The organism is Achromobacter sp., assembly GCF_050285585.1.
In the GTDB taxonomy this organism is placed as follows: Bacteria; Pseudomonadota; Gammaproteobacteria; order Burkholderiales; family Burkholderiaceae_B; genus Achromobacter.
In genome coordinates this window covers 12,323-37,240 of the sequence record NZ_JBLZXF010000023.1, presented here as the reverse complement: position 1 = coordinate 37,240, position 24,918 = coordinate 12,323, and the positions used below count along the sequence as shown (strand labels likewise).

Annotated in this window: 20 protein-coding genes; 7 read left to right on the top strand and 13 right to left on the bottom strand. The window is 67.3% G+C overall.

Features of this window, described 5'->3' with window-relative positions; all coding sequences use genetic code 11:
- Nucleotides 1-69 precede the first annotated feature (69 nt).
- A complete protein-coding gene (locus ACN6PJ_RS23230; protein ID WP_427998193.1) occupies nt 70-3,705 on the bottom strand; it encodes a YhdP family protein in 3,636 nt (1,211 codons plus the stop codon).
- A 192-nt stretch (nt 3,706-3,897) separates the two neighbouring features.
- Between ACN6PJ_RS23230 and glnE the strand changes: the two genes are divergently transcribed.
- Complete coding sequence (glnE, locus tag ACN6PJ_RS23225) at nt 3,898-6,678, top strand: bifunctional [glutamate--ammonia ligase]-adenylyl-L-tyrosine phosphorylase/[glutamate--ammonia-ligase] adenylyltransferase (RefSeq protein WP_427998154.1); 2,781 nt, start codon at nt 3,898-3,900, stop codon at nt 6,676-6,678.
- A 90-nt stretch (nt 6,679-6,768) separates the two neighbouring features.
- On the top strand, nt 6,769-7,443 hold the full coding sequence (locus tag ACN6PJ_RS23220) for an epoxyqueuosine reductase QueH (RefSeq protein ID WP_427998153.1): 675 nt from the start codon (nt 6,769-6,771) through the stop codon (nt 7,441-7,443).
- A 48-nt stretch (nt 7,444-7,491) separates the two neighbouring features.
- Here the strand turns inward: ACN6PJ_RS23220 and ACN6PJ_RS23215 are convergent, their stop codons facing one another.
- From ACN6PJ_RS23215 to ACN6PJ_RS23170, 10 genes are all read right to left on the bottom strand, one after another.
- The gene (locus ACN6PJ_RS23215; RefSeq protein ID WP_427998152.1) at nt 7,492-8,445 is read right to left on the bottom strand and encodes a helix-turn-helix domain-containing protein; all 954 of its coding nucleotides are present in this window, start codon (nt 8,443-8,445) and stop codon (nt 7,492-7,494) included.
- Between the two features lie 80 nt (nt 8,446-8,525).
- Nucleotides 8,526-9,050 carry a c-type cytochrome gene (locus ACN6PJ_RS23210; protein WP_427998151.1) on the bottom strand — a complete coding sequence of 175 codons (525 nt, stop codon included), beginning with the start codon at nt 9,048-9,050 and terminating at the stop codon, nt 8,526-8,528.
- Nucleotides 9,047-9,568, bottom strand: a complete 522-nt coding sequence (locus ACN6PJ_RS23205; RefSeq protein ID WP_427998150.1) for a methylamine dehydrogenase light chain — start codon at nt 9,566-9,568, stop codon at nt 9,047-9,049. Before ACN6PJ_RS23205 ends, ACN6PJ_RS23210 begins: the two co-directional genes overlap by 4 nt.
- On the bottom strand, nt 9,552-10,190 hold the full coding sequence (mauD, locus tag ACN6PJ_RS23200) for a methylamine dehydrogenase accessory protein MauD (protein ID WP_427998149.1): 639 nt from the start codon (nt 10,188-10,190) through the stop codon (nt 9,552-9,554). Before mauD ends, ACN6PJ_RS23205 begins: the two co-directional genes overlap by 17 nt.
- A gap of 11 nt (nt 10,191-10,201) precedes the next feature.
- Complete coding sequence (locus tag ACN6PJ_RS23195) at nt 10,202-10,750, bottom strand: MauE/DoxX family redox-associated membrane protein (protein ID WP_427998148.1); 549 nt, start codon at nt 10,748-10,750, stop codon at nt 10,202-10,204.
- A complete protein-coding gene (locus tag ACN6PJ_RS23190; protein WP_427998147.1) occupies nt 10,747-11,937 on the bottom strand; it encodes an amine dehydrogenase large subunit in 1,191 nt (396 codons plus the stop codon). The genes ACN6PJ_RS23195 and ACN6PJ_RS23190 overlap by 4 nt, the downstream gene beginning before the upstream one ends.
- A 31-nt stretch (nt 11,938-11,968) precedes the next feature.
- On the bottom strand, nt 11,969-12,850 hold the full coding sequence (locus ACN6PJ_RS23185) for a transporter (protein WP_427998146.1): 882 nt from the start codon (nt 12,848-12,850) through the stop codon (nt 11,969-11,971).
- A gap of 66 nt (nt 12,851-12,916) precedes the next feature.
- Nucleotides 12,917-14,413 (bottom strand): phenylacetaldehyde dehydrogenase StyD, encoded by a 1,497-nt coding sequence (gene styD / locus ACN6PJ_RS23180; RefSeq protein ID WP_427998145.1) that lies wholly within the window; start codon nt 14,411-14,413, stop codon nt 12,917-12,919.
- A 451-nt stretch (nt 14,414-14,864) separates the two neighbouring features.
- Nucleotides 14,865-15,854, bottom strand: coding sequence for a quinone oxidoreductase family protein (locus tag ACN6PJ_RS23175; RefSeq protein WP_427998144.1), 990 nt, complete (start codon nt 15,852-15,854; stop codon nt 14,865-14,867).
- A gap of 51 nt (nt 15,855-15,905) precedes the next feature.
- The gene (locus ACN6PJ_RS23170) at nt 15,906-16,883 is read right to left on the bottom strand and encodes a DMT family transporter (protein ID WP_427998143.1); all 978 of its coding nucleotides are present in this window, start codon (nt 16,881-16,883) and stop codon (nt 15,906-15,908) included.
- 60 nt (nt 16,884-16,943) lie between these two features.
- Here ACN6PJ_RS23170 and ACN6PJ_RS23165 point away from each other — a divergent pair, with 60 nt between their 5' ends.
- The 5 genes from ACN6PJ_RS23165 (at nt 16,944) to ACN6PJ_RS23145 (ending at nt 22,720) form a co-directional block, all read left to right on the top strand.
- The gene (locus tag ACN6PJ_RS23165; RefSeq protein WP_427998142.1) at nt 16,944-17,840 is read left to right on the top strand and encodes a DMT family transporter; all 897 of its coding nucleotides are present in this window, start codon (nt 16,944-16,946) and stop codon (nt 17,838-17,840) included.
- A gap of 31 nt (nt 17,841-17,871) precedes the next feature.
- The gene (locus tag ACN6PJ_RS23160) at nt 17,872-18,366 is read left to right on the top strand and encodes a MarR family winged helix-turn-helix transcriptional regulator (protein ID WP_427998141.1); all 495 of its coding nucleotides are present in this window, start codon (nt 17,872-17,874) and stop codon (nt 18,364-18,366) included.
- Nucleotides 18,367-18,469: 103 nt separating this feature from the next.
- Nucleotides 18,470-19,894: an efflux transporter outer membrane subunit gene (locus ACN6PJ_RS23155; protein WP_427998140.1), complete on the top strand. Its 1,425-nt coding sequence runs from the start codon at nt 18,470-18,472 to the stop codon at nt 19,892-19,894.
- Between the two features lie 22 nt (nt 19,895-19,916).
- Nucleotides 19,917-21,110: an HlyD family efflux transporter periplasmic adaptor subunit gene (locus ACN6PJ_RS23150; RefSeq protein WP_427998139.1), complete on the top strand. Its 1,194-nt coding sequence runs from the start codon at nt 19,917-19,919 to the stop codon at nt 21,108-21,110.
- On the top strand, nt 21,107-22,720 hold the full coding sequence (locus tag ACN6PJ_RS23145; RefSeq protein ID WP_427998138.1) for a DHA2 family efflux MFS transporter permease subunit: 1,614 nt from the start codon (nt 21,107-21,109) through the stop codon (nt 22,718-22,720). Before ACN6PJ_RS23150 ends, ACN6PJ_RS23145 begins: the two co-directional genes overlap by 4 nt.
- A gap of 58 nt (nt 22,721-22,778) precedes the next feature.
- On the opposite strand, the gene ACN6PJ_RS23140 is transcribed toward ACN6PJ_RS23145, so the two are convergent.
- Nucleotides 22,779-23,738: a hypothetical protein gene (locus tag ACN6PJ_RS23140; protein WP_427998137.1), complete on the bottom strand. Its 960-nt coding sequence runs from the start codon at nt 23,736-23,738 to the stop codon at nt 22,779-22,781.
- A 34-nt stretch (nt 23,739-23,772) separates the two neighbouring features.
- On the bottom strand, nt 23,773-24,840 hold the full coding sequence (locus ACN6PJ_RS23135; protein WP_427998136.1) for a tartrate dehydrogenase: 1,068 nt from the start codon (nt 24,838-24,840) through the stop codon (nt 23,773-23,775).
- Nucleotides 24,841-24,918 lie beyond the last annotated feature (78 nt).

Sequence of the window (24,918 nt, the reverse complement as noted above, 5' to 3'; positions counted from 1 at the left end):
CCGGATCCGCGCGGCTTGGCTCGTGGGGCATCCATTTTCATTGCGGCGGAGTCAGCACCCGGCCGGGGCTTAGTTGCCCAGGAAATCTTCCAGTTTGCCCGGCGTCTCGGGGCGCTTGGTCTGCTTGTCCGCGGCCACGGGCTTGCCGCCAGACTCGATCGGTTCGATCTTGGGGTCGTCCCAGCTGCCCGTCACCGCATATTCCATGGTCATGGCGCGCGCCAGCGGCTGCTTCAGCAGCCATTGGGTCACGAACGCTCCCAGGCCGATCAGCGGATTGACCGCCAGGGCCGTCACCATGGCCGCGCCGCTGGCGTCCAGATTCGGGATCACCACCGCCTTCAGGTCCCAGCGTTCGCGGATGATGTTCACGCCCCCCGCCAGTACGATCGCGGCAACGGGCCCGTTGATCTTGTAGCCCTCGGTGGACGCCACGCCGTCCTTGACGTTCACCCGGCCGCGGATGGTGTCGAAGGGAAAGCCATCCCGCAGCAGATTGGTCGGATTCACGTCCAGCCTCGCCAGCCGTTGCAACGATTGCAGGGACAGCAGCTCCAGCAGGCGGGCCGTGCGGGAATTGACGTGCATGAAACGGCCTTTGTCCAGGCTGACGTCGACTTCGCCCGCCAGGTCCTCGACTTTGTGGGTCCACGGCAGATTGCGCCATGTGGCCGTGCCCTTCATCGTGCCCTGCCCGCCCGAGACCACCTTTTCGAAGCCGATGCGGTCCATGAACTTGCCGATGTCCTCGTATTTCATCGACGCATCCACGGTCAGTCCGCGGTCGGCGCCCTCCAGCCGCCAATTGCCGGTGGCGTTCAGCGAGGCCGCCTCATTGACGATGGAAAGCTTGTCCAGCCGCCATTGGCGGCCACGCTCCAGGTTGGTGCCCAGCACCTGGAGCTCGCCCAGGTTCTTGCCGTAAAGCCTGAATTCCTTGGCTTGCAGGTCTATCGCGGGAATGTCCGACAGGTCGCTGCCGGACGACAGGGCCTCATCGGCATCGTTGGTATCGCCTTCCCCGCCCAGCGACAGGTGCTTCAGGCGCGCGGTGATCTGCCCGGCAATGGCGCCCGACGCTTCGCGCCATTCCAGCGAACCCGCGGCCTGGCGAGACTGCAGGTCCACGCGCCATTGCGCCGGCCCGGGCCGCGTGGCGTACACGGTCAGGTCATTGAGCGTATAGCCGCTGGTGCGCAGCATCCCCGCCGCCAGGCTGATCCGCTCGGCCTCGGGCAGCATGGGCCGCGCGGCGGCCTTGCTTTTCGCCTCGCCCTTGCCGGCGGCGGGGCTGAACCCGTCGGACACTGTTTCCCAGGCGTCCAGGTCCAGTTCCGGCAGGCTGGCGTTCAGGCTGAGCCCCCGCTCCGGCAGACTGGCCGGCCGGCCGATCCCCAGCGCGCCGCGCGTGAAATAGGAAGACGCGCCCTCGGATGGCGCGCGCTCGAACAGCGCATTGACGCCCTCGCCCAGGCCGACGGTTAGCCAGCGCCTGTTCTGGGCGCCCCGGTTCTGGGCGGGGCCCCACTGCACCTTCAGCGTTTGCGAGGCCTGGGCCGGTTTGCCGACCGGGGCGGGCATATCGATCGCCATGCCCACCAGGTCGGACTCGACGGAGATATCCACCGCGCCGCCCCGCTGATAGCCAACCTTGCCCTTGTAGGCGGCCTTGCCCGAAAAGCGCGACATGGACGGCGTATTGCTCAACTGGGTCAGCGCCGGCCCGGCCAGCGTGCCCTCGAACCGCAGCGCATCCGAGCCCTGGGCCAGCCGGCCGGAGATCCTGGCGGGCCCGCCCAGGAATTGAGCCCGGATCTCCTTGGTCTCGACTCCCTTCTCCGAAAACTCCAGGTCCCCGCGCATCTGGCTGAGCATGGGCATTTCCGGCATGAAAGTGAAACTGTTGTCCGCGAAACGGATGCTGCCCTGCACCTGGGTGTCGTCCGTGTTCAGCAAGGGCACCTTCAGCTTGAGGCCCACCCGCCAATCGCCGGTCCCCCGGGCCTCCTCCAAGGCCCCGTCCAGCAACTCGCCCAGGGGAGAATTCGCCGACAGCGCCAGATAGGCCAGCACGGAACCGGACGTCTCGCCGGTCAGCAGCAGTTCGGAGTTTTCCTCCATATTGGGAATGCTGGCCGTCACGGCCCCAAGCGTCACCGTCTGGCCGGCCCCGACATGGGCCACCGCGCCGCCCGCGCTGTCCAGCGCCAGGCTGACCTTGTCGATGCGGAAATTGCCGGACAGGTTCTCCAGCATCGGCCACCCCTTGCGGTGGCCGCGGGCCGGCGCGTAATCGACCTTGGCGCCGGCATACGCGCCCGCGATGACGAACTCGCCCTGCGAGGCGGGATCGCCGAAGGGAAACTCATCCAGATCGCCCTTGAGCGTGATCGAGGCGGATTGCATCTCGCCGGCGGGCAAGCCGGTCGCCAGCCATTCGCGCGCGTCCGCGTTGACGTCCAGCGGCAGGTAGCGGTGAATGGCCGGCATGGAGCCGCGCACCATCGTGCCGCGCATGTCGACGCTGCCCGCCGCCGTCTTGCCTTCGCGCTGCCACTGTCCCTGGAAGCGGACGTCGATATCGTCGTTTTCCAGGCGCAGCTGGGCAACGTCGACGAACCAGCGCTTCGCATCCGGCCCCTTGATGCTGGCGTCCAGCGCGACTTCGCGCGCCCTCACCGTCGGGTCCGCGAACACGCCCGGCAGCGTCACCGCCAGTTGGTCGGCCTTGCCGCTGAGGGACACGGCCGCGGCGCCCGGGCTGCGCGCCAGCGGCACGCCATCGAGCTGGACGAAATCGCCGGGCAGGCCCTGGATGCGCGCCTGCGCATAGCCGGCGTTGAAGCCGGGGCCATCCGCCGCAGCCGTCCAGCGCGCCCCCCGCAGGGCGGTATCCGCGGTCAGTTCCGTGAATTTGCCCCGCTCCAGCTGCAGCCAGGCGCGCGCGGCCACTCGGCCCGCCACCGGGGGCAGATCGAACCAGGGCGCCCAGGCGAGAGGCTCGGCGTCGTCCACTTGCATATAGAGCTGCCCGCTCCAGTTGCCCGGGTTGGCCGAGTTCACCGCGAACAGGTTGCGGTTGAACTCTCCACGCAGCTCGACGTTGCGCGCCAGCGCCTCACCCGCCGCGGCGCGGAGCACGAAGCGGTGCGACAGGCTGCCGTTGCGCGCCAGGAAATCCACACCTGAAAGCGTGAGCTCGGGCGCCTGGCGCAGCTCGTCCTGCCAGCGGATGGTGGCGCCGCGGACCCGCAGCTCCCGCTGAGCGCCGAGCCAGCGCAAGGCGGGATGATCCAGGTCCGTTCCATGATCGCTCGCGTTCAGGTCTATGTCCTGGCCCGCGACCCAAAGATGGTTGGAGGCGTCGCGCCGCAGCGAAATCTCGGGCCGTTCGACCTGCAGGCTGACCAGCTTGGGAGACAGGGCCAGGATGCTGCGCCAGCCCAGCACCGCCGACACGGACGGCAAGGTCAGCACCGGATCGACCGCGTCGTCGTAGACCTGGACGGCAGTGAGGTCCAGCCGGGGATTCAACCCTTGCCAGTTCGCTTCGATGGCCCCGATGGCAACCCGCGAGCCCAGCGCCTGGCTGGCGTACGCTTCGATCTGCGGGCGCCATTGATCTATTCTTGGAAGGACCCAATAGCGCACGCCCAGCACGCCTGCGGCCGCAATGCCGTAGATGGCCAGCGTCACCCAGAACAGGCAGCAGAGCGTTTTTTTTGCCGCCGGGCCCGCCCAGGACGAACGGCCCCCTTGGGGGGCGACAGACCCGGGTTGCGGGTCAGGCGTGGGGTCCTTTTTTGAAACAGACACGGATCGGTGGGCAGGAGAATGGTCTTGCGGTATCGTCCCCACTTATACCTGAAACGCGCCCATTCCGCCGCCCCTTTCGCCATGTCCACGCCCTCTCTGCTCGCCCCCGCCCTTGCCTGGTCCGGCCATCTGCGCCGCCGACTGGATGCCCATCCGGACCTGGCCGCCTGGCTCGAACAGGCCGTGCCCCTGGCGGTCACGCCCGCCCGCATCGCCGAATGGCAGGCCGAACTGGCCGGGCCGGAGGCTCCCGAGGTGCTGCCGGTCGATACCTGCCGCATGGTGTTGCGCAAATTGCGCGAGCGCGTCTTCAACGTGCTGATCGTCCGGGACCTGGCGGGCCAGGCTCCGCTCGAAGAGGTCGTGGGCGCCATGACCGCCCTGGCCGATACCGCGGTTGCCGCGGCATACCGCAGCGTGGCGGCCGACCTGGCCGCCGTCCACGGCGTGCCTCGTGATCCCGCCACCGGCAAGCCGCAGGAAATGCTGATCGTGGGCATGGGCAAGCTGGGCGGCTGCGAACTGAACGTGTCCTCCGACATCGACCTGATCATGCTGTACGGCGAAGAGGGCGAAACCGATGGCCCGCGCCGCATCAGCCACCACGAGTTCTACGGCCGCCTGACGCGGCGCATGATGCCCGTGCTGTCGGAAGTGGACGCCAACGGGCAGGTCTTCCGGACCGATCTGCGGCTGCGCCCCGACGGCGACTCCGGCCCGCTCGCCTGGAGCCTGGACGCGCTCGAGCACTACCTGATCGGCCAGGGCCGCGAATGGGAACGCTACGCCTGGCTCAAGGCGCGCCTGATGCCGGCCCAGGCTTTCGAAGGCAGCGACAGCGCCGCCCAGGCGCGGCAGCTGGAAAGCCTGCGCGTGCCCTTCGTCTACCGCAAGTATTTCGACTTCGATGCCCTGGCCGCCCTGCGCGCCTTGCGCGAGCGCATCCGCCAGGACTGGCAGCGCCGCGCCCACGCGCGCAGCGGCATCGACAGCGCCAACAACATCAAGCTGGGAGACGGCGGCATCCGCGAAATCGAATTCGTCGTGCAGCTTGCGCAGTTGATCCGCGGCGGCCGCATGCCGGCCCTGCAAAAACGCGGCCTGCTCGAAGCGCTCCACGCGGAGAGCGTCGCGGGCCTGATGCCCGAGGAAGACGCCCGGCGCCTGGAAGAAGCCTACCGCTACCTGCGGCGCACCGAGCACGCCCTGCAGTACCGCGAGGATGCGCAGACCCATCTGCTGCCCGGCGATCCCGCCCAGCGCGCCGGCCTGGCCGCCGCCCTGGGCATGCGCCCTGAAGACTTCGAAAGCACCCTGGCCGCGCACCGCGAATTCGTCTCGCAGACTTTCCGCAACGTGTTCCGCATCATGGGCATGGGCGAAACCGAGGAGCCGCCGCCCGCGCCGGGCGCCGTCCAGGCCTCGTCCACCGAGGACGACCCGGACGACAACTGCGAACTCGCCGGGCAGATCAGGCAGGCGTTCGGCGAGTCCGCGCAGGACCTCCTGCGCCGCACCGAAACCCTGCTCAACAGTCATCGGATACGCAGCCTGCCCGAGAGCAGCCGCAAGCGGATGGACGTCCTGCTGCCCGCCGCCCTGCGCGCGGCCCGGCAGACGCCGGCTCCGCTGGAAGCCGCCGTGCGCCTGTTCGACCTGATCGAGAAAATCGCGCAGCGCAGCGCCTACCTGGCCCTGCTGGCCGAATACCCCGATACCCTGGCCCGAGTGGCCCGCATGGTCGCGGCCAGCCCGTGGGCCGCCCAATACCTGACACAGCACCCCCTGCTGCTGGACAGCCTGATCGACTGGCGCACCCTGTTCGAACCGCTGGACTTCGCTCAGATCGCGCGCCAGCTGACCGCCGACCTGGACGCATGCAAACTGCCCGACGGCGACCCCGACATCGAGCGGCAGATGAACCTGATGCGCGACGTCCAGCGCCAGGCCAGCTTCCAGTTGCTGGCGCAGGATCTGGAGGGCGAGCTCACGGTGGAAAAACTGGCAGATCAGTTGTCCGCGCTCGCCGACCTGCTGCTGACCGAAACCATCCGCCGCGCCTGGCCGCTGGTGAATCGCCAGAAAGGCGCCGAGCCGCGCTTCGCCGTCATCGCCTACGGCAAGCTGGGCGGCAAGGAACTCGGCTACGCGTCTGACCTCGACCTGGTGTTCCTGTTCGACGACCCGCGCGAGGACGCCGCCGAGGTCTATGCCAAGCTGGGCCGGCGCATGACGTCCTGGCTTTCGACCATGACTTCCTCGGGCCGGCTGTACGAGGTGGACCTGCGCCTGAGGCCGGACGGCGACGCCGGCCTGCTGGCCGTGTCGGTCGAAGCCTTCGAGCAATACCAGCACAAGCACGCCTGGGCCTGGGAGCATCAGGCGCTGACCCGGGCGCGCCATGCGGCCGGCGACGCCGGCATCGGCGCCCGCTTCGAACGGATCCGCGAAGACATCCTGGTGCTGCCCCGCGACGCCGCGGCGCTGCGCGAGGAAGTGCTGGCGATGCGCGAAAAGATCAACGCGGGCCATCCCAACGGCAGCCAGCTGTTCGACCTGAAGCACGACCGGGGCGGCATGGTCGACGTGGAATTCGTCACCCAGTACCTGGTGCTCTGCCATTCGGGCACGCATCCGGAGCTGGTGCGCAACCTGGGCAACATCGCCCTGCTGCGCCTGGCGGGCGAGGCGGGGCTGATCGCGCCCGAGCTCGCCGCCCGCGCGGGCGATGCCTACCGCACGCTGCGCCGCGCCCAGCACCAGCTGCGCCTGCAGGGCGTGGAAAAAGCGCGCGTCCCGCCCGACCAGTTGCAGCAGGAGCGGGCCGCCGTGCGCGAGCTCTGGGCGGCGGTGCTGGGATGAGCCCTTTCCCGGGGCCGCGAGCGGTGCCGCCGCGCTTGCGGCAACTCGTCGTAAAATAAGGACTTTTCCGCATTTTCCTGCTTGCAAGCCATGTCCGATCTCGTGCGCCCCAAACTCGACCTGCCCGCCGGCCGCAGCAAGGTGCTGCTGCACTCGTGCTGCGCGCCCTGTTCCGGCGAAGTCATGGAAGCCATGACGGCCTCGGGCATCGATTACTCGATCTACTTCTACAACCCGAACATCCATCCGGTCAAAGAGTACGAAATCCGCAAGCAGGAGAACATCCGCTTCGCCGAGCAGCACGGCATCGAGTTCATCGACGCCGACTACGACATGGACAACTGGTTCGACCGCGTCAAGGGGCTTGAAGACTCGCCCGAGCGCGGCGAACGCTGCACGGTCTGCTTCGACATGCGTTTCGAACGCACCGCGCTGTATGCGCACGAGCATGGTTTCGACACCATCACCAGCTCGCTGGGCATTTCGCGCTGGAAGGACATGAACCAGATCAACGGCTGCGGCGAACGCGCCGCGGCGCGCTACGACGACCTGGTCTACTGGACCTACAACTGGCGCAAGGGCGGCGGCTCGGCCCGCATGATCGAAATCAGCAAACGCGAGAACTTCTACCAGCAGGAATACTGCGGCTGCGTCTATTCGCTGCGCGACACCAATCGCCACCGCCGTTCGCAGGGCCGGGACCGCATCCACATCGGCGTGAAGTTCTACGGCAAGGAAGACCTGATCAACGACGAACCGCTCTGACCGGCCGCTGCCGGAGCCGCCCGCTGCGCCGGCGGCCCCGCGCGGGCGCTAGCGTTCCTGGCGCCGGTATTCCGACGGCGACACGCCGAAGCGCTTGCGAAACGCATGGCTGAAACGCGCGGCGTCTGAAAAACCGAATCGATAGGCAATGTCGCCTATCGGCCGAGCCGCCTGCGCCGCATCGCAAAGCGTGTCGCGGCAGCGCTCCAGCCTGGCGCTGAGAATGAAGTCCGCGGGCGTGGTGGACGCTTGCGCGAACAGGTTGTACAGATACCGCCTGGACACCCGGAAGGCCGCCGCCGCGCTGGCCGGCGACAGCGCCGGATCATGCAGGTTTTCCAGTATGTGCTGCTGCACGCGCCGCAATTGCGCCTGGCGCAGCTCGGCCTGGTCCTGTTCGGCCAATGCGCCGGCCTGCTCGCTGATATTCAGGCCCATCATCTGCAATACCGCGTTCGCCGCGTCGCGCGACGCGCTCTCCGACAGGTGCGCGTGCTCGGTCAGCGCCACGCGCAGCAGGTCCATGGCCATGCGCCCGCAGCCCTGGCGGGCGCTGAAGCAGCGGGCCACGGCGTTCTGCATGAAGGGCTGCCAGGCGTCGACGTGCTTGCCCGGCACCTGCATCACCAGAAAATGCGCGCCGTCGTCCACATCGACCTCGTACGGCCGGGTCGTGTCGTAGATGCCCCACTCGCCGGGCATCAGCAAGGCGTTGCGCCTTGCCTGGCGGATTTCGCTGCGGCCCGACAACTGCAGCGTCACCTTATAGCCCGCCGCCATGGACTGGTCGGCCTGCAGCTTGCTGCGGCGCACGCGCTGCGCGCTGCTGCGCAGTTCGCTGACCTGCATCCAGCCCAGTGAGTCCACCGCCACGCTGTTGCGGAAACGCGCGGGAAACATGGCGGACACTTCCAGGGGAACGAAGGTATCGCTGACACTTTCCTGCCAGCTTGCGCAATCCAGGAAATGCCTGGGCGCGCTGCGCAATAGGGATTGGGACATGGCGACTCCGGAATGCTGACTCTTTCTAGCACCGGGCGGCGGGGCGGAGTATCGGTAACAACCCCTAAGTTGCCGTCCTGCTAGGGTTTTCTGTCGCTGCCATAGGAATACTCAGCCAGATCGAATCCTTGCTCCGACAGCGATTGCGCCAGTCCGTGACGCACCGGCACCACGTCTTCGTAGCGACGCGGCCGGGCCGCCGCGACCTCCTGCCCGGTGTACGGGCGGAAATCCACGGGCAATTGCGCCGCGCTGAACTCCTCCAGAACCCAGTTCAATACGGCCGCGAGTTCCGCGTCGTCCAGCTGCGATTGCGCGGCGCCCGGCACCCGGATCAGATACTCGCGGCCAGCGGGCAGGCGCACGAAGGCGCCGACGGAGTTGCGGAAGTCCGGAATGCCATGGCGGCTGCTGCCGCGGCCGTCCACGCGATGGCAGCCCGCGCACTGCAGAACGTAGTCGGCGCGGACGGCCTGCCGCAGCTGCCCGGCCGTCGCCTCCTGTGCCGCGCCCTCGCCCGCCGCGGACCGCGTTGCGCAGAGCAGGATGGCGACGGCGCAGCGCCGCCGCCATCCCGCCCCCGGCCGCCGCCCCCCGCGCCTCATGGCTTCGGCTTCGCCTTGGCCAGGCCCACGATCACCGAGGTGGTGCAGTGGAAAATGGAAGACTCGTTGGACATGCACCAGTTCACGTCGTTGTGCAGGAACATCTGGTAGCCGGGACGCTCGCGCTCCGCCGACGCGCACATGCATTTGCCGCAAGCGGCCTTGCCGCAGCAATCGTTATAGCTGATGAGATAGTCCTTGCCGTCCAGCGGATTGTGGCAGGTTCCCACCCACGACACCGCCGATGGCGAGGTGCCTGGCGGGCAGGAAGTCATGCTGCCGCCGCAGCAGGAACACAGGAAACCGTCCACCGCGCAATAGCGCCAGTAGTCGCAGGCGGTGTCGTCCATCTGCGGCTTCCGGGCCTCCGCGGGCGCCGAACGCGCCACGGGCAGCACGGGCATCAGAAAGGCCGTTCCGACCAGCGCCTTGCCGATGCGGTTGAGCACGCTGCGCCGGGACGTGGCGTGCGCGACGGAGCGCGTGGCGCGCTCTCCAAGTTTATCCAGCCAGTGCATTGCCGCTCTCCTTGCGGGAAATCCGGGTTTCGTCCAGCGCGCCGGCGGCCAGGAACTCCTGCACCGACGCCACGCCCAGTTCCTTGGCCGTAAACAGGCTTTCCAGCTGTTCGCGGGAATTGATCAGGCCCTTCGCGCGCAAGGTGCCGGTCTCGTCGATCAGCACCGCATAGGGCAGCTTGCTGATCTGGAACTTCATGCCCAGCTCGGCCGAAAGCAGGTACGGAAAACGTTCCAGTCCGGCTTGCTTGTAGAAGGCCAGGTGCTCGGGCATTTCGCCGTCGCTGGCCAGGACGATGCGCAGCCATGCGTTTTCGGTGCCGGCCACCGATTTCAGGATGGGCAGCAGCTTCTTGCAGACCGGGCACGTCGGGGAAAGAAAGAACAGCAGCTGGCTATGCTGACCGCGTTCGCCGACCGTGATGCGGCGGCCCAGCAGATCCGCAAGCTCGAAGCGCGGCGCGGGTTCTCCCACGCCGGGGCCCTTGTCCATCGTCAGCGCGCCCATCGGCGCGACGCGTTCGTACAGCACGCCGATCTGCCGCGATAGCGCCAGGATGACCAGCACCAGGCAGAGCACCACGCCCCAAAGCAGGAAGTTGGAAATGATCAAGGCATCCATATGAAACTCCTTCAAAGATTCCGCAGCTTGAGATGCGAAGCCAAGAGGTGATTGGCGATGAAGTACAGGCCCACCGCGGACATCGCGAACCCGAAAACGGCGGCGCCGTCCGCCCATTGCAGGCCGCGGGATCCGCCCGCCGCGGCGAAGAGCGCGGGCGCCGCCCATGACGCCAGGACCCCGTTGCGCAGGACCAGCCACCAGGACAGTCCCCCGCCGTGTCCCGGGCCGCTGGAGGCCGGCCCCGCGCAGCCGCAATCGATGTCGCGCAGGCCGCGGGACAGGTTGAACGCCAGCGCCGCGGTGGCCGCTGCCAGCACCAGCAGGGCCAGCTGCGCGCCCGCCTCCTGGCGCGACGGCGCCAGCAGCAACGCTCCAGCCGCTATCTCGGCCAGCACATAGGCCCACGCGAACCCGCGGCTCCAGCCCTCGGGCAGGATGCGATAGGCCGATACCGCGGCGGAGAATCGCGCCATGTCCTTCAGTTTTTCCAGCGCGCCCAGGAGCAGCACGCAGGCCAGCGCCGCGCTCGCGGCATAGAGCAGGACGGGATCGTTCATGGCGCGCCCCGGGGTTGCGGCTCGACCTGCAGCGCGGTCTCGCCCGCGGCCTCGATCGTGCCCTTGAGAACGGGCGCGGCCGGCGCGGCGTCGTAGATGTTCACGTTGCCGCCGTCCAGCGTGTACAGGCGCGGGTGGTCGTCCTGCGACACCGACATCGACAACGCGTTCCTGCCCGGCACCCGCGCCACCCGCTCGCGCGTGGCCAGGTCGTAGACCCAGATCTCGGAAGCGGGCGTCTTGTGCGAGCCTTCCGCGCCGTTGGGATGCATGCCCACGTAGAGCCGCTTGCTGGCCTGGTTCACGGCCAGCAGGTTGTAGCCGCCGGGCCGCCAGCCCCGGTCCTTGCCAGAGGCGTCCTGCAGCGGCCAGGGCTTGCCGAACACGGCTTCCTTGCCGCTGAAGTCGGCGCTGTAGACATTGCCGTTGTAGGAAACGAAATAGAAGGTATTGCCGAGGTTCTCGGTGTGGGTGAAGATCGGATCCTTCTCCGGATCGAACATCGGCTGGCTGCGCTGCTGGCCCGCGGGCTTGCCCGCCGCATCCACGTCGACGGTGAGCAACGCCCCGTCGCCGCAGATGCTCGCGAAGCTGCGCGGACGCGAAGGCAGGACGATGATGCTCCAGCACCCGGCGGCCGCGGTGATTTCATCCGTGAATTGCCGCGTCTTCAAGTCCACCACGGTGACCGATGAAGCGGGCGTGGCGTTCTGCACGAACAGCAGCCCGCCATCGGTGCTCTGCCGCAGGTAGTTGCGGTAGTTCAGCGCCTGCGCGCGCTTCTGCGGAATCGGCACCTCGAACTTGGGCGTGAGGGTCTCGGCGTCCCAGGCTTCGACCAGATCGGTCCGTTTGCCGCGGTTGAGCCGCTCGTAGTAGGTCGTCATCACGTAGAGGTCCTTGCCGTCCGCGGACACCGTCATATGGCCATTGAACGACGTGGGCACCATTCCAAGGAATTTCCGCGTGTCGCCGTCGTAGATGTTGACCCGGCTGTCGACCAGGTGATTGAAAACGGCGTCCATCACGTACAGCCTGTGGGGCGTGGCCGGCGGCAGGCGGGTGCCGCCCTTGAGTTCCTCCACGGGCAGTTCCGCCCGGGCAAGCCCCGCCAAGGCCGCCAGGGCGGCGCACAGCGCCCACCGCCCGGCCCGCGATGCGCGTGATCTGGCACGAAGCGCATTCATCGATATTCTCCTGGTCTCATGATCCGATTTCCTAGAATGCGTAGACATAGCGCAACTGCACGCCACGCATCCGCGGCCCGTTCTCGACCTTCAGGTCGTGGATGTACTGCATCTGAATCTGGTTGGCGTCGTTGATCTGGTGCGTGAGCTCGACGGCCAACTGGTGATTGCGCGCCCGCGTGGCGACGGTCTCGCCCGAGGACGTTTCACGGCCGCCGGTCTCGTAGCGGTAGCGCACCCCCGTATAGGTGTCGGGGGTCAGGTTGGTCGAGGCCAGGGCGAAGAAGCGGAACGAGGGATCCTTCTTCAGCGTCTGCCCGTACCAATCCGTGTTGCGTCCGTAGATTTCCACCTCCGCGATGGCCTCCAGATAGGTCGATTCGCCTACCCCTTTCACGAAGGAAAAATCCTGGATGGTGGACCAGCGGTTCTTGCCGGGCGACACGTCGGCGCGCGAGCCGTCATAGCGGCCCACCGGCGCCACGATGAACGGCTCCCAGGCGAACCAGGTCTTGGTCTGCTCGTTGTTGACGAACCAGATCGCGGTGCCCAGGGTCAGGTCGCCGATGCCCGTCTGGTGGTCGCCCGGCGCGCCGGGCAGGTCCAGCGAAGTCCGGTACATCGGCAGGATGAGTTCGAGCTGCACCGTCTTGCCGAGGAATTCGCGATAGTGCATCTGGCGGTACACCAGCGCGTTCACGTCTACCGAGGCGCCATCCACCCGCCTGCCTTCCGCATATAGCCCCGACGAGCGCAGCCCCGCCAGGTATCCGGCAATGAGATTGGTGCCCACCGGCGCGGGTATCCAGTCGCGCGCGCTGGGGTCTCCCGCCCATGCCGCCTGCGACACTCCCACGCATGCCAACAATAGCGCCGCATGTCTCCGGATGCGGCCAACCGTCACGCCTGCCATGCCTTTCCCCTTGGTTCCATGACGGCGGGGCCGCCGGTATCTCCCGGCTTGGGCCGCGCCGCCGCTCTAGTACGCCATGCAAACGGACTTCTTCTCCAGATACAGGTCCAGCACGGCGCGGCCATGCTCGCGGCCAATGCCGGATTGCTTGAACCCGCCGAAAGGCATGTTGGGATCCAGCATGTTGTGCGTGTTCACCCAGATCGTGCCGGCGTCGATGCGCGGAATCAGGCTTTGGACCCGCGCAAGATCGTTGCTCCAGAGGCTCGCGCCCAGGCCGAAGGCGCTGTCGTTGGCCAGCCGCACGGCGTCGTCCAGCGTGTCGAAGGCCTGCGCCACGACGACGGGCCCGAAGATCTCTTCGCGCGCGATCCGGGCGTCCTGCCGCAAATCGGCGAACACGGTGGGCTGCACGAAATACCCCGGGCCCTCGCCGGCGTCGCCGCCCGCCAGGACGCGCCCGCCCTCGGCCCGCCCGATCCCGATGTAGTCCATGACCCGCTTCTGGTGGCGCGCCGACACCAGCGGACCGATCTGCGTGGCCGGATCGAATCCCGAGCCCAGCTTCATGCCGGCGGCAAGCTCGGCCAGCCCCTGGACGACCTTGGCGTAGAGGCCCTTCTGCACGTACAGGCGCGAGCCGGCGGTGCACACCTGGCCCTGGTTGAAGAAAATGGCGGCCGCGGCGCCTTGTACGGCGCGATCGACGTCGCAGTCGTCCAGCACGATCACGGGCGACTTTCCGCCCAGTTCCAGCGATACCCGCTTCATGCCGTCCATCGCGGCACGGCCGATCAGCTTGCCCACCTCGGTGGAGCCGGTGAACGCGATCTTGTCGATGCCGGGATGCGCGACCAGCGCCGCGCCGGCCGTCTCGCCGCGCCCCGTCACCACATTGACCACGCCAGGCGGGAAACCGGCTTGCAACACCAGTTCCGCCAGGCGCAGCGCGGTCAGCGGCGTTTCTTCGGCAGGCTTGAGCACCACCGTGCAACCGGCTGCCAGGGCGGGCGCGATCTTCCAGATCGCCATCAGCAGCGGAAAATTCCATGGAATGATCGCGCCGACCACGCCCACCGCCTGCGGCAAGGTCTGGGCGCTATAGTGCGCGCCTGGCGGAAACGGAATGGATAGCGACAGCGTGTCGCCGGTGATCTTCGTGGCCCAGCCAGCCATGTACCGCAGCCACTGTGCGCCGGACCCGACTTCCAGCCCCTGCGCCACGCCCAGCAGCTTGCCGTTGTTCAGTGTTTCCAGCCGGGCCAGTTCGTTGCCGTGCTGCTCGACCAGGTCCGCCAGCTTCAGCAGCAGACGCTCGCGCCCGGCCGGCAGCATGTTGCGCCAGGGCCCGGAATCGAAGGCGCGCCTTGCCGCCTGCACGGCCAGGTCGACCTGGACGGGACCGGCATCGGGCTGATGCGCGATCACCTCTCCAGTGGCGGGATCGTGCACGGCGATGGGCTCGCCCTGCCCTTCGCGCACCGGCTTGCCGTCGATGAGCATGGACTCGCGGATGGCGCCCAGTTCCGGGCGGTCGGCGGAGGTAGCGCTTGCAGCGGGCATTCGGAACTCCAACGAAAAGGTCGGAGCCAGAATAGCAACGGCGCCCGCCGCTGGCTTGTCGGGCCGTGCATGGCGATTTGTCATTCTGCGCACGGGTGTTGGCCCCCACGCTGCGCATGCTACGCATGCTTGCTGCCCCCCAAGGGGGCTGCGCCGCCTTAGGGCGGCCTGGCGGCGGCGCGGGCCCCCACGCTGCGCATGCTACGCATGCTTGCTGCCCCCCCAAGGGGGCTGCCCCGCCTTAGGGCGGCCTGGCGGCGGCGCGGGCCCCCACGCTGCGCATGCTGCGCATGCTTGCTGCCCCCCAAGGGGGCTGCCCCGCCTTGAGGCGGCTCGGCGGCGGGGCGGCCCCCAACGCGGCGCCAGGCAACAAAAAGCCCGGCGCGGGCTACGCGCCGGGCCAGGCGGTGCGCGGCCCCGATCCCGGGGGGCGCGTCGCGCCTCGCGCGGATCAGTCCAGCATCAGCACCGTGGCGCCGGTGGTCTTGCGCGAGGCCAAGGCCGTCTGGGCCTCGCCGGCCTGCGCCAACGGATAGCGCTGGTCGATGCGGACCTTGATCTTCTTCTTCAGGACCAGGTCGAACAGCTCCTCGGAAGCGGCCTGCAGCTTTTCCAGCGTGTTCACGTGTATGCCCAGCGACGGGCGCGTCACGTAGAGGCTGCCCTTCTGGTTCAGCGTCGCCAGGTTGACGCCCGCCACCGGGCCGGACGCGTTGCCGAAGCTCACCATCAGGCCACGCGGCTCGATGCAATCGAGCGAGGTCTCCCAGGTGTCCTTGCCCACGCCGTCATACACCACCGGCACCTTCTTGCCTCCGGTGAGTTCCAGCACGCGCTCGACCACGTTTTCGCGGGAGTAGTCGATGGTCTCCCAGGCGCCGTTGGCGCGGGCCAGCTCGGCCTTCTCGGGGCTCGAGACGGTGCCGATCAGCTTCACGCCCAGCGCCTTGGCCCACTGGCAGGCGATCAGGCCCACGCCACCGGCCGCGGCGTGGAACAGGATGGTCTCGCCGCCCTGCAGCCGATAGGTCTGGCGGAACAGGTATTGCACCGTCAGGCCCTTGAGCATCAACGCGGCGGCTTCGTCGAAGCCAATGCCCTTGGGCACCTTGACGACCTGGGCGGCCGGCACGTTGCGGGCCTGGGCGTAGGCGCCGATGGGGCTCTGGCCATAGGCGACGCGGTCCCCCTTCTTCAGGTGCTTGACGTCGGCGCCCACGGCGGTCACGACGCCCGCGCCCTCGAAGCCCAGGCCGTGGGGCAGCGGATGGGGATACAAGCCCGTGCGGAAATAGATATCGATGAAGTTCAGGCCGGCGGCGTGCTGCTGGATCGTGACTTCATTGGCGGCGGGCGGGGGAACTTCCACCTCGACCAGCTTCAGGACTTCGGGACCACCGTGTTGCTCGATACGAATTGCCTTGACGAGATTGCTGGCCATGCTGGCCTCCTTTCTATTGGAAATAATGCGGACTGAGCGGGAAAACCGGATTCAACGAGGCGGCCGCGCCGCGCCTTGCCTGGCGGACGCCGGCCTGCCGGCCCCGCCCCCCATCAATGCGAATACGCCTGCCAGGACCAATGCGGTCCCCGCCATCTGCCACACCGTGATGGGCTCATGCAGGAACCACGACGCCAGGAACAGCACCGACACCGGCCCCACCATGCCCAGCAGCGAAGCGGTGGGCGCGCCGATGAGCGCCACCGCCCACATCAGCATGAACACCGGAACCACGGTGTTCAGCGTGGCGTGGATCACGGAATATCCGTAAACCCCGGCAGGCTGGAGCAGCATCGACGGCGGATGCACGGCAAAGAACTGAATGATGCAGGCCACGCAGGACACCAGCATGGCGTAGGCCACCAGCCGCGTCGCGCCCACCCGCTTGATCAGTTCCCCTGAACAAATCAGGTACACAGAATAGCTTGTGGCCGACCCGAAAACGAATAAAGACCCTAACAGCACCTCGCTTCCGCCGAAGGACAGGTCATGGGCGAACACCAGCACCACGCCGACGTAGGACAGCACCATGGCCATCCATTGGCGCCGCTCGACCGGGCGCTTGAACCAGAATGCCGACAACAGCACCACGAGCGATGGCGACAGGAAGAGAATCAGCCGTTCGAGGCTGGCGGTGACGTAGCGCAGCCCCAGGAAATCCAGGAAGCTGGACAGGTAATAACCCAGCAGCCCCAGCACGCAGACTTGCAGGCGTTCCCTGGCCGTCAGGACGGCGATCTCGCCGCGCGAGGCGCGGCGCGACTGATGCCAGGCCACGGCCGCGAAAAACGGCATGGCGAACAGCATGCGAAAGGCGATGAGGGTGACCGCGTCGATGCCATAGCGATACGTGAACTTGACCACGATGGCCTTGGCCGAAAACAGGACCGCTCCTAGGGTCGCCATGAAAAAACCAGCCGCGCGGCTGGAAGAACGGACTAACGGCAAAAACTCGGCGAGGCGATTCATGCGATGATTTTATGTTCAGTGCAAAAATAAATGCACGCCCCGCCTTTTGCTTCCCCACGCATGACTCGACACCGCGCCCTGACCTACATCCACATTGCCGCCGTGCTTTTCGGGCTGACCGGCGTATTCGGGGAACTGATCCAGGCCAGCGCCGCCGTGATCACCCTGGGGCGCGCCGCATTCGCAGTCGTTTCGCTGGGCCTCTTCGCCCGCATGCGCCGCAAGCCGCTCCTTGGCGCCCTGACGCCGGCGCAGCTGTTCGTGCTGGTCGTGGCGGGCGCCCTGCTGGCGGGGCACTGGGTCACGTTCTTCATTTCGGTCAAGGTCGGCGGCATCGCCATCGCGACGCTGGGGTTCGCCAGTTTCCCGGCCTTCATCACGCTGTTCGAGGGCCTGATCTTCCGCGAACGCATCCGCCTGGCCGAATGGCTGCTGCTGGGGCTGGTGACCGCCGGGCTGGTGCTGGTCACCCCTTCGTTCGATCTGGCCGACCAGGGCACCATCGGCCTGGCCTGGGGCCTGCTGTCCGGCCTGAGCTTCGCGCTGCTGGCCTTGAGCAACCGGCGCTCGGCCTCGGGCATGGACCCGATGCAGGTGGCGTGCTGGCAGAACCTGGTCGTGGCGCTGGTGATGCTGCCCTTCGCCGCCGGCCAGTTGCCCGCCCTGCCGGCGCTGGATCTCTTCTGGCTGGCGCTGCTCGGCATCTTCTGCACCGGGCTGTCCCACTACCTGTTCGTCTCCAGCCTGACCCGGCTCAACGCCCGCAGCGCCGGGCTGGTCATCGCCCTGGAGCCGGTCTACGCCATCGCCTTCGCCTGGGCGCTGTTCAGTCAGCAACCGACGCCGCGCATGATGGCGGGTGCCGCGCTCATCGTGGCGGCCATCGTCTGGTCGGGCCTGCGCAAGCAGGCGCCCGCCAGCCCTCCGGCCCAGACCGCGACGAAGATACAGCCTTGACAATAACTGACTAGGCAGTAAAATTCGGCGCATGAATGCTGCGCCTCCCCCCTCTACGCCCGATACGCCCGATACGCCCGTCCATTACCGCAGCGACGCCCGCTGCATGATGGAAGACAACGCCGGCTTCCTCATCAAGCAGGTCTACAACTCCCTGAACCGGATGCTGGACCAGGAAATGGCCCCGCTGGACCTCACCGCCATGCAATGGCGCCCCATCGCCATGGTCTTTCTCGGCCGCGCCGATACGCCGGCCGAGCTGGCCCGGCTGAACGGCATGGACACGGGAGCCATGACCCGCGCGCTGGACCGGCTGGAGGCCAAGGGCTTGCTGCGGCGAAGCCGCAGCAAGGAAGACCGCCGCGTGGTCAAGATCGAACTCACCGAACTGGGCGAGGCGAAGGCGCGCGAAATCCCGGCCAATATCGCCCGCTCGCTGAACCATCACCTGCGTGGATTCTCGACCGACGAGGTCTCGCAGCTCATGCACCTCCTGCGCCGCATGCTTGCCAACGGCTCCGGCTGATACGCGCTTTCACCGGCCCCATCCCATCCGATGGGGTTTTATTTGGCATAATAATTGCCTAGGCAAATACAGATTAATCAATTACTTTCAGCAAACAGTCAGGATGAAACGCCTTCTTTCTACCGTATTGGTGCTGGCCCTGAGCGGTTGCGCGCTGATGGAGCCCGGGCCGGAACCCGTGGCGGCGCTGAATGCGTCCAAGCTAGGGTTGACCGGCCAGGATACCGCCTGGCCCACCACGCAATGGTGGCAGCGCTACGGCGATGCGCAACTCAACGCCCTGCTGGACGAGGCCCTGGCGAACAACCCCTCGATGAGCGCCGCCCAGGCCCGCCTGGCCAGGGCCAACGCCGCGGTCAGCTCCGCCCGCGCGCCCCTGCTGCCGCGCGTGGACGCCAACTATTCGCTGACCCGCGAGCACCTGTCCAAGGACTACGTCTACCCCGCCCCGATGGGCGGCTCGGTCGTCAGCGACAACCGGCTGGCCCTGGACTTCAGCTACGAGCTGGATTTCTGGGGCAAGAACCGCTCGCGCCTGAAATCGGCGGTGTCTGAACAGCAGGCGGCCGCGGCCGATGCGCAAGCGGCCCGCAATCTGCTGGCCAGCGCCACGGTGCGCGCCTATCTGAACCTGCAGAACGCCTTCGCCCAGCGCGACGTCCTGAACCGGGTGCTGGCCCAGCGCGCTGAAGTGCTGTCGCTGACCCAGGGCCGCTACAAGGCCGGGCTGGACACCCAGGTCGAGGTCAAGCAGGCGGAATCGTCGCTGGCCGCCGGCAAGGTGGAACTGACCCAGACCGAAACCACGCTGGCGCAATTGCGCAACCAGGTTGCCGCGCTGGCCGGCGCCGGGCCGCAGCGCGGGCAGTCCCTCGAGCCGGTGGCGTTGACCGCGCCGGCCGGTGGCGTGCCCGCCAGCGTGCCGCTGGAGCTGCTGGGCCACCGTCCCGACGTGGCCGCCGCGAAGTGGCGCGCCGAGGCGGCCCGTCACGCGATCGACAGCGCCAAGGCCGAGTTCTACCCCAACGTGAACCTGGTGGCGTTCGCCGGCTTCCAGGCCATGGGCACCGGCAATCTGCTGGGCGCCGACGCCCGCATGGCCGGCGTTGGCCCGGCCATCACGCTGCCGATCTTCCATGGCGGCGAGCTGAACGCCAATCTGGCGGGCCGCCGTGCCGACGCGGACCTCGCGGTATCGGACTACAACCAGACCGTGCTGGACGCCGTGCGCCAGGTGGCCGATGCGCTCGACGGCCTGCGCCTGCTGGACCAGGAAAAGGCCCAGCAGCGCCAGGCCCGCGAAGCGATCGACGCGGCCTATGAACTGGCCGTCAAGCGCTACAGGGCCGGCATGGGCAACTACATCTCCGTGCTCATCGCGCAAACCGGCGTGCTGACCCAGGCCCGCCTCGACACCGATCTGCGCATCCGCGCCTATCAGCTCGACGCCAGCCTGGCGAACGCACTGGGCGGCGGTTATGCCCCCCCCGCAGCCGGGTCCGAGCCCGCCACGAACTCCCCCCATTGAACGATCCCCGGATTCAGACGTCATGAACGCTGCCACCCCCGCCACCAACCCCGCCCGCAAACGCCTGCTGCTGCTGGCCACCGGAGCCTTCATTCTTGTCGCGATCGCCTACGGCATCTGGTGGGCCTTGTTCGGCGCCCACTTCGAAAGCACCGACGACGCCTACGTGCACGGCAACCTCGTGCAGATCACGCCCCAGGTGCCCGGCACGGTCGTCGCCATCGAGGCCGACGACACCGAAACCGTCACGGCCGGCCAGCCGCTGGTGCGCCTGGACCCCGCCGACACCGACGTGGCGCTGCAACAGGCCCAGGCCAAGCTCGCGCAGACGGTCCGCCAGGTGCGGACGATCTATGTCCAGAACGATGCCCTGGCCGCCGACGTCGACCTGCGCAACGCCGACATCCTGCGCGCGCAGGCCGAGCTGACCCGCGCGCAAAGCGACGTCAACCGCCGCCAGCAGCTGGCCAAGTCCGGCGGCGTCAGCGGCGAAGAAATCCTGCATGCCGAAGCCGCGCTGAAATCGGCCCAATCGGGCCTCGCCCAGGCCCGCGCCGCGCTCGCGGCCTCGCGCGCCAAGCTGGCCACGAACCAGGCGCTGACCCAGGGCACCACGGTGGCCGACCATCCCGACGTGCGGCAGGCGGCGGCGGGCTTGCGCAACGCCTGGCTTGCGCAGTCTCGCACCGTGCTGCCCGCCCCCGTGGGCGGCGTCGTCGCCCGGCGCAGCGTGCAAGTCGGCCAACGCGTCGCTCCCGGCTCCGCCCTCATGACGGTGGTGCCGCTGGACCAGGTCTGGGTGGAAGCGAACTTCAAGGAAGGCCAGTTGCGCAAGATGCGCATCGGGCAGCCCGCCACGCTGGTGGCCGACCTGTACGGAAGCTCCGTGACCTATCACGGCACCATCGCCGGGCTGGACGCCGGCACGGGCAGCGCCTTCGCGCTGCTGCCCGCCCAGAACGCCACCGGCAACTGGATCAAGGTGGTGCAGCGCGTGCCGGTGCGCATCGCGCTGGATCCCGAGGACCTGAAGAAGCATCCGCTGCGCGTCGGCCTGTCGATGGACGTGGAAGTCGACGTGGGCAAGCAGGAAGGCGAGCCGCTGACGCAGGCCGAGCGCAAGGAACCGGCCTGGTCGACGCGCGCCTTCGAGCCCGCCCATGACGAAGTCGACGCCATGATCGCCAAGATCATCCAAGCCAATCTCGCATCATGAACGCAACCGCCCAGCCCGCGGCCGCGGGAGCGCCCTCCCAACCCTCCCGGCCGCCGGGCACCCACCCGCCCCTGGAAGGCGCGACGCGCATCATTGGTTCCGTCGCGCTGTCAACGGCGGTCTTCATGAACGTGCTGGACACCTCGATCGCGAACGTGTCCATTCCGACGATTTCGGGCGACCTCGGCGTCAGCACCAGCCAGGGCACCTGGGTCATCACTTCCTTTGCCGTCGCCAACGCGATCACGGTGCCGCTCACGGGCTGGCTGACGCAGCGCTTCGGGCAGGTGCGCCTGTTCCTGGTATCGACGCTGCTGTTCGTGCTGGCGTCGTGGCTGTGCGGCTTCTCGCCATCGCTGGAGGCGCTGATTGCCTTCCGCGTGCTGCAAGGCGCGGTCGCCGGCCCGATGATCCCGCTGTCGCAGGCGCTGATGCTGGCCAGCTTCCCCAAGTCCAAGGCGGGCATGGCGCTGGCGGTGTGGTCCATGACCACGCTGGTCGCGCCGGTCGCCGGCCCCCTGCTAGGCGGGTGGATCTCCGACAACTACACCTGGCCCTGGATCTTCTACATCAACGTGCCGGTGGGCCTGCTAGCCGCATGGATCAGCTGGCGCATCTACGGCGACCGGGAATCGGTGACGCGCAAACTGCCGATCGACAAGGTCGGCCTCGCGCTGCTGGTGGTCTGGGTAGGCGCGCTGCAGATCATGCTGGACAAGGGCAAGGAGCTGGACTGGTTCGCCAGCCCCACCATCATCGCGCTGGCGGCGACCGCCTTCGTGGCATTCGTCTTCTTCCTGATCTGGGAACTGACCGACGCCCATCCCGTGGTGGACCTGCGCCTGTTCAAGATACGCAACTTCACGGTCGGCGCGCTGACGCTGGCGGTAGCCTATGGCGTTTTCTTCGGCAACGTCGTGTTGCTGCCCCTCTGGCTGCAGAGCAATATGGGTTATACGGCCACGTACGCCGGCCTGGTGACCGCGCCGGTCGGCCTGCTGGCGATCCTGCTGACGCCCATCGTGGGCAAGATGCTGGCCACGCGCGACCCGCGGCAGCTCGTAACGGTGGCGTTCCTGATCTTCGCCGTGGTGTGCTTCATGCGGTCGGGCTTCAATACGCAGACCGACGTGCGCACGCTGATGATCCCGACCATCATCCAGGGCGCGGCCATGGCGGCGTTTTTCGTGCCGCTGACCTCGATCACGCTCGCCAGCATCGAGCCGTGGCGCATTCCCGCCGCCTCCGGCCTGTCCAACTTCCTGCGCCTGACGGCGGGCGCCTTCGGCACGTCGATCGCCACCACCCTCTGGGAAAACCGGGCCACCATGCACCACGCCCAGTTGACCGAAGCGGCCAAGCCCGGGCAGCAGGCGTTCGACCACACGATCAACACGCTGCAGAACGGGGTGGGCATGACGCACCAGCAGGCCTTGAGCACGGTGGACGCCATGATCAACGGCCAGGCCTTCACCATGTCGGCGGTAGACGTGTTCTACGCCTCCGCCATCATCTTCCTGGCGCTGACGGGTCTGGTGTGGTTCGCCCGCCCCAGGTCGGCCAAGGCGGGCGGCGGCGGAGCGGCCGAGGCGGCTGCCGGCGCGCACTGACACGCCCGGCGGGCGCCGGGCGCGTTGCGCGCCTGGCGTCCGGCGGCGGATCCTCTTCCTATTCCTTCAGCAGCACCTGCCAATCCAGGCGCTCGATGATGTCGGCCGACAGCGCGCTGATGGGCGACAGATTGAAAACGGACACGCCACGGGTGCGCCATTGCGCGGCGGCGAACCGGAAGGACGGCTCGATCAGTTGCGAGAAATTGCGCGCCAGCCTGCTGGCCTGGGGAGTCGGCCCTTCGTCATAGAAGCGCAGGCCGTTCTGCAGCGTCAGGTCCAGCCCATGCACGTACACGTTGCGGGCCCCGCCCGATACCAGCACCTGCAGGGCCGCATAGGCCACGGTGTCGGCGTCGAACACGCCCAGCGCCACGTCGAAGCTGTATCCCAGGCCCTGCTTGGCATCCAGCAGCTTCACGTCCGGCGTCGCCGCCGCCATGCGCTTGAGGACGGCCGGCGCCACGCTGCGCTGATAGGCGCGTTCGGAAATCAGCTCGATGATGCAGATGCGGCAGCGGATGAACTCCTGCGGGATGCCCTGCATGATGTAGCGCAGCACTTCCGGCAGGACGTACAGGGTCAAGTCGCGCGAGACGATCTCCCGCACCAGGTCGATGCGGTCCCTGACGAAATTCTGGTCGATGATGCAGTAGTACTTGAACGGCAGGTCGAATTTGCGGGCCAGCGCGATCGCGCCATTGACGCCCATCGCCACGCGGATGTCGAGGCGGTCGTAGGGGATCTGGGCGACCGACGGGCCGCTCAGGATCAGGTGCACCTCTTCGTCGGCCGGATCGTAGCCCTCTTCCAGCGGCGTGATCGGCAGCGAACGGCCGAATGCGCGAAATCCGCAAATTGCGCCCGAGCGGTCCCGCCAGATCCTGACGAAGGGCCACAAGTGCTGGTTGTGCCTCTGCGTGCGCGATCGCAACAAGCGGAAGAGCTTGCGCACAAAACGATCGGCCCGTCCGCCGCCCACTTGGGCGACGGGGGAGGAAAAAGCTGAATCTTCCATCTACTAGCCTGACAGGCCTTAACCGAGAATTGCCTTAGCCGGCCGCAATCAACGACGCGATCGCGCTGCCGACATCGGAGGTGGAGGCGTTGCCCTGCATGTCCCTCGTGCGCGGGCCTTCCGCCAACACCGTTTCGATGGCTTTCACGACGGCGGCCGACGCGTCGGGATAGCCCAGGAAATCGAGCATCAAGGCGCCGCTCCAGATCTGGCCGATCGGATTGGCGATGCCCTTGCCGTAGATATCCGGCGCGGACCCGTGCACCGGCTCGAACAGGGACGGAAACTTGCGGTCCGGGTTCAGGTTCGCCGAAGGCGCGATGCCGATCGTCCCCGTGCAGGCGGGCCCCAGATCGGACAGGATGTCGCCGAACAGATTGGAGGCCACCACCACATCGAACCAATCGGGATGCTGCACGAAGTGCGCGCAAAGGATATCGATGTGGTATTTGTCCCAGCGTACGTCGGGATAGTTCCCCGCCATGTCCGCCACGCGCTCGTCCCACCATGGCATAGAAATGGAAATGCCGTTCGACTTGGTGGCCGCGGTCAGGTGCTTGCCGCGCTTCTGCGCCAGCTCGAACGCGAACTTGAGGACTCGGTCCGCGCCGATGCGGGTGAACACGCTCTCCTGGATGACCACCTCGCGCTCGGTGCCGGCAAACAGGCGCCCGCCGCTATTGGAATACTCGCCTTCGGTATTCTCGCGCACGATGAAGAAATCGATTTCGCCGGGCTTGCGGTCCTTGAGGGGCGACGGCACGCCGGGCATCAGGCGAACGGGGCGCAGATTGATGTACTGATCGAATTCACGGCGGAACTTGAACAGCGAGCCCCAGAGCGCCTCGTGGTCGGGCACGGTGGCGGGCCAGCCGATCGCGCCGAAGAAAATGGCCTCGTGCTTACCGATCTGCGCCTGCCAGTCGTCCGGCATCATCTTGCCGTGCTTGGCGTAATAGTCGCAACTCCAATCGAAATGGTCCCACTGGAAATCGATGCCGAATCGCGCCGCGACCGCGTCCAGCACTTTCAAGCCCTCCGGGACCACTTCCTTGCCGATCCCGTCCCCGGGAATTACTGCAATCTTATGCTTTTTCGCCACGCGTCTTCCTCTTTTTCTCTGGGGATGCACAACCCGAAATCATAGGCATAAACGGGCCGTGCACAACACCTCATCTTA

What these genes read in the sequence shown, in the direction of transcription:
- ACN6PJ_RS23150 (WP_427998139.1), top strand. Translation starts at nt 19,917, where the DNA reads ATGAACGCTGCCACCCCCGCCACCAACCCCGCCCGCAAACGCCTGCTG.
- ACN6PJ_RS23160 (WP_427998141.1), top strand. Translation starts at nt 17,872, where the DNA reads ATGAATGCTGCGCCTCCCCCCTCTACGCCCGATACGCCCGATACGCCC.
- ACN6PJ_RS23185 (WP_427998146.1), bottom strand. Translation starts at nt 12,850, where the DNA reads ATGGCAGGCGTGACGGTTGGCCGCATCCGGAGACATGCGGCGCTATTG.
- styD (WP_427998145.1), bottom strand. Translation starts at nt 14,413, where the DNA reads ATGCCCGCTGCAAGCGCTACCTCCGCCGACCGCCCGGAACTGGGCGCC.
- ACN6PJ_RS23215 (WP_427998152.1), bottom strand. Translation starts at nt 8,445, where the DNA reads ATGTCCCAATCCCTATTGCGCAGCGCGCCCAGGCATTTCCTGGATTGC.
- ACN6PJ_RS23140 (WP_427998137.1), bottom strand. Translation starts at nt 23,738, where the DNA reads ATGGAAGATTCAGCTTTTTCCTCCCCCGTCGCCCAAGTGGGCGGCGGA.
- glnE (WP_427998154.1), top strand. Translation starts at nt 3,898, where the DNA reads ATGTCCACGCCCTCTCTGCTCGCCCCCGCCCTTGCCTGGTCCGGCCAT.
- ACN6PJ_RS23170 (WP_427998143.1), bottom strand. Translation starts at nt 16,883, where the DNA reads ATGAATCGCCTCGCCGAGTTTTTGCCGTTAGTCCGTTCTTCCAGCCGC.
- ACN6PJ_RS23210 (WP_427998151.1), bottom strand. Translation starts at nt 9,050, where the DNA reads ATGAGGCGCGGGGGGCGGCGGCCGGGGGCGGGATGGCGGCGGCGCTGC.
- ACN6PJ_RS23155 (WP_427998140.1), top strand. Translation starts at nt 18,470, where the DNA reads ATGAAACGCCTTCTTTCTACCGTATTGGTGCTGGCCCTGAGCGGTTGC.
- ACN6PJ_RS23205 (WP_427998150.1), bottom strand. Translation starts at nt 9,568, where the DNA reads ATGCACTGGCTGGATAAACTTGGAGAGCGCGCCACGCGCTCCGTCGCG.
- ACN6PJ_RS23195 (WP_427998148.1), bottom strand. Translation starts at nt 10,750, where the DNA reads ATGAACGATCCCGTCCTGCTCTATGCCGCGAGCGCGGCGCTGGCCTGC.
- ACN6PJ_RS23165 (WP_427998142.1), top strand. Translation starts at nt 16,944, where the DNA reads ATGACTCGACACCGCGCCCTGACCTACATCCACATTGCCGCCGTGCTT.
- ACN6PJ_RS23175 (WP_427998144.1), bottom strand. Translation starts at nt 15,854, where the DNA reads ATGGCCAGCAATCTCGTCAAGGCAATTCGTATCGAGCAACACGGTGGT.
- mauD (WP_427998149.1), bottom strand. Translation starts at nt 10,190, where the DNA reads ATGGATGCCTTGATCATTTCCAACTTCCTGCTTTGGGGCGTGGTGCTC.
- ACN6PJ_RS23220 (WP_427998153.1), top strand. Translation starts at nt 6,769, where the DNA reads ATGTCCGATCTCGTGCGCCCCAAACTCGACCTGCCCGCCGGCCGCAGC.
- ACN6PJ_RS23190 (WP_427998147.1), bottom strand. Translation starts at nt 11,937, where the DNA reads ATGAATGCGCTTCGTGCCAGATCACGCGCATCGCGGGCCGGGCGGTGG.
- ACN6PJ_RS23145 (WP_427998138.1), top strand. Translation starts at nt 21,107, where the DNA reads ATGAACGCAACCGCCCAGCCCGCGGCCGCGGGAGCGCCCTCCCAACCC.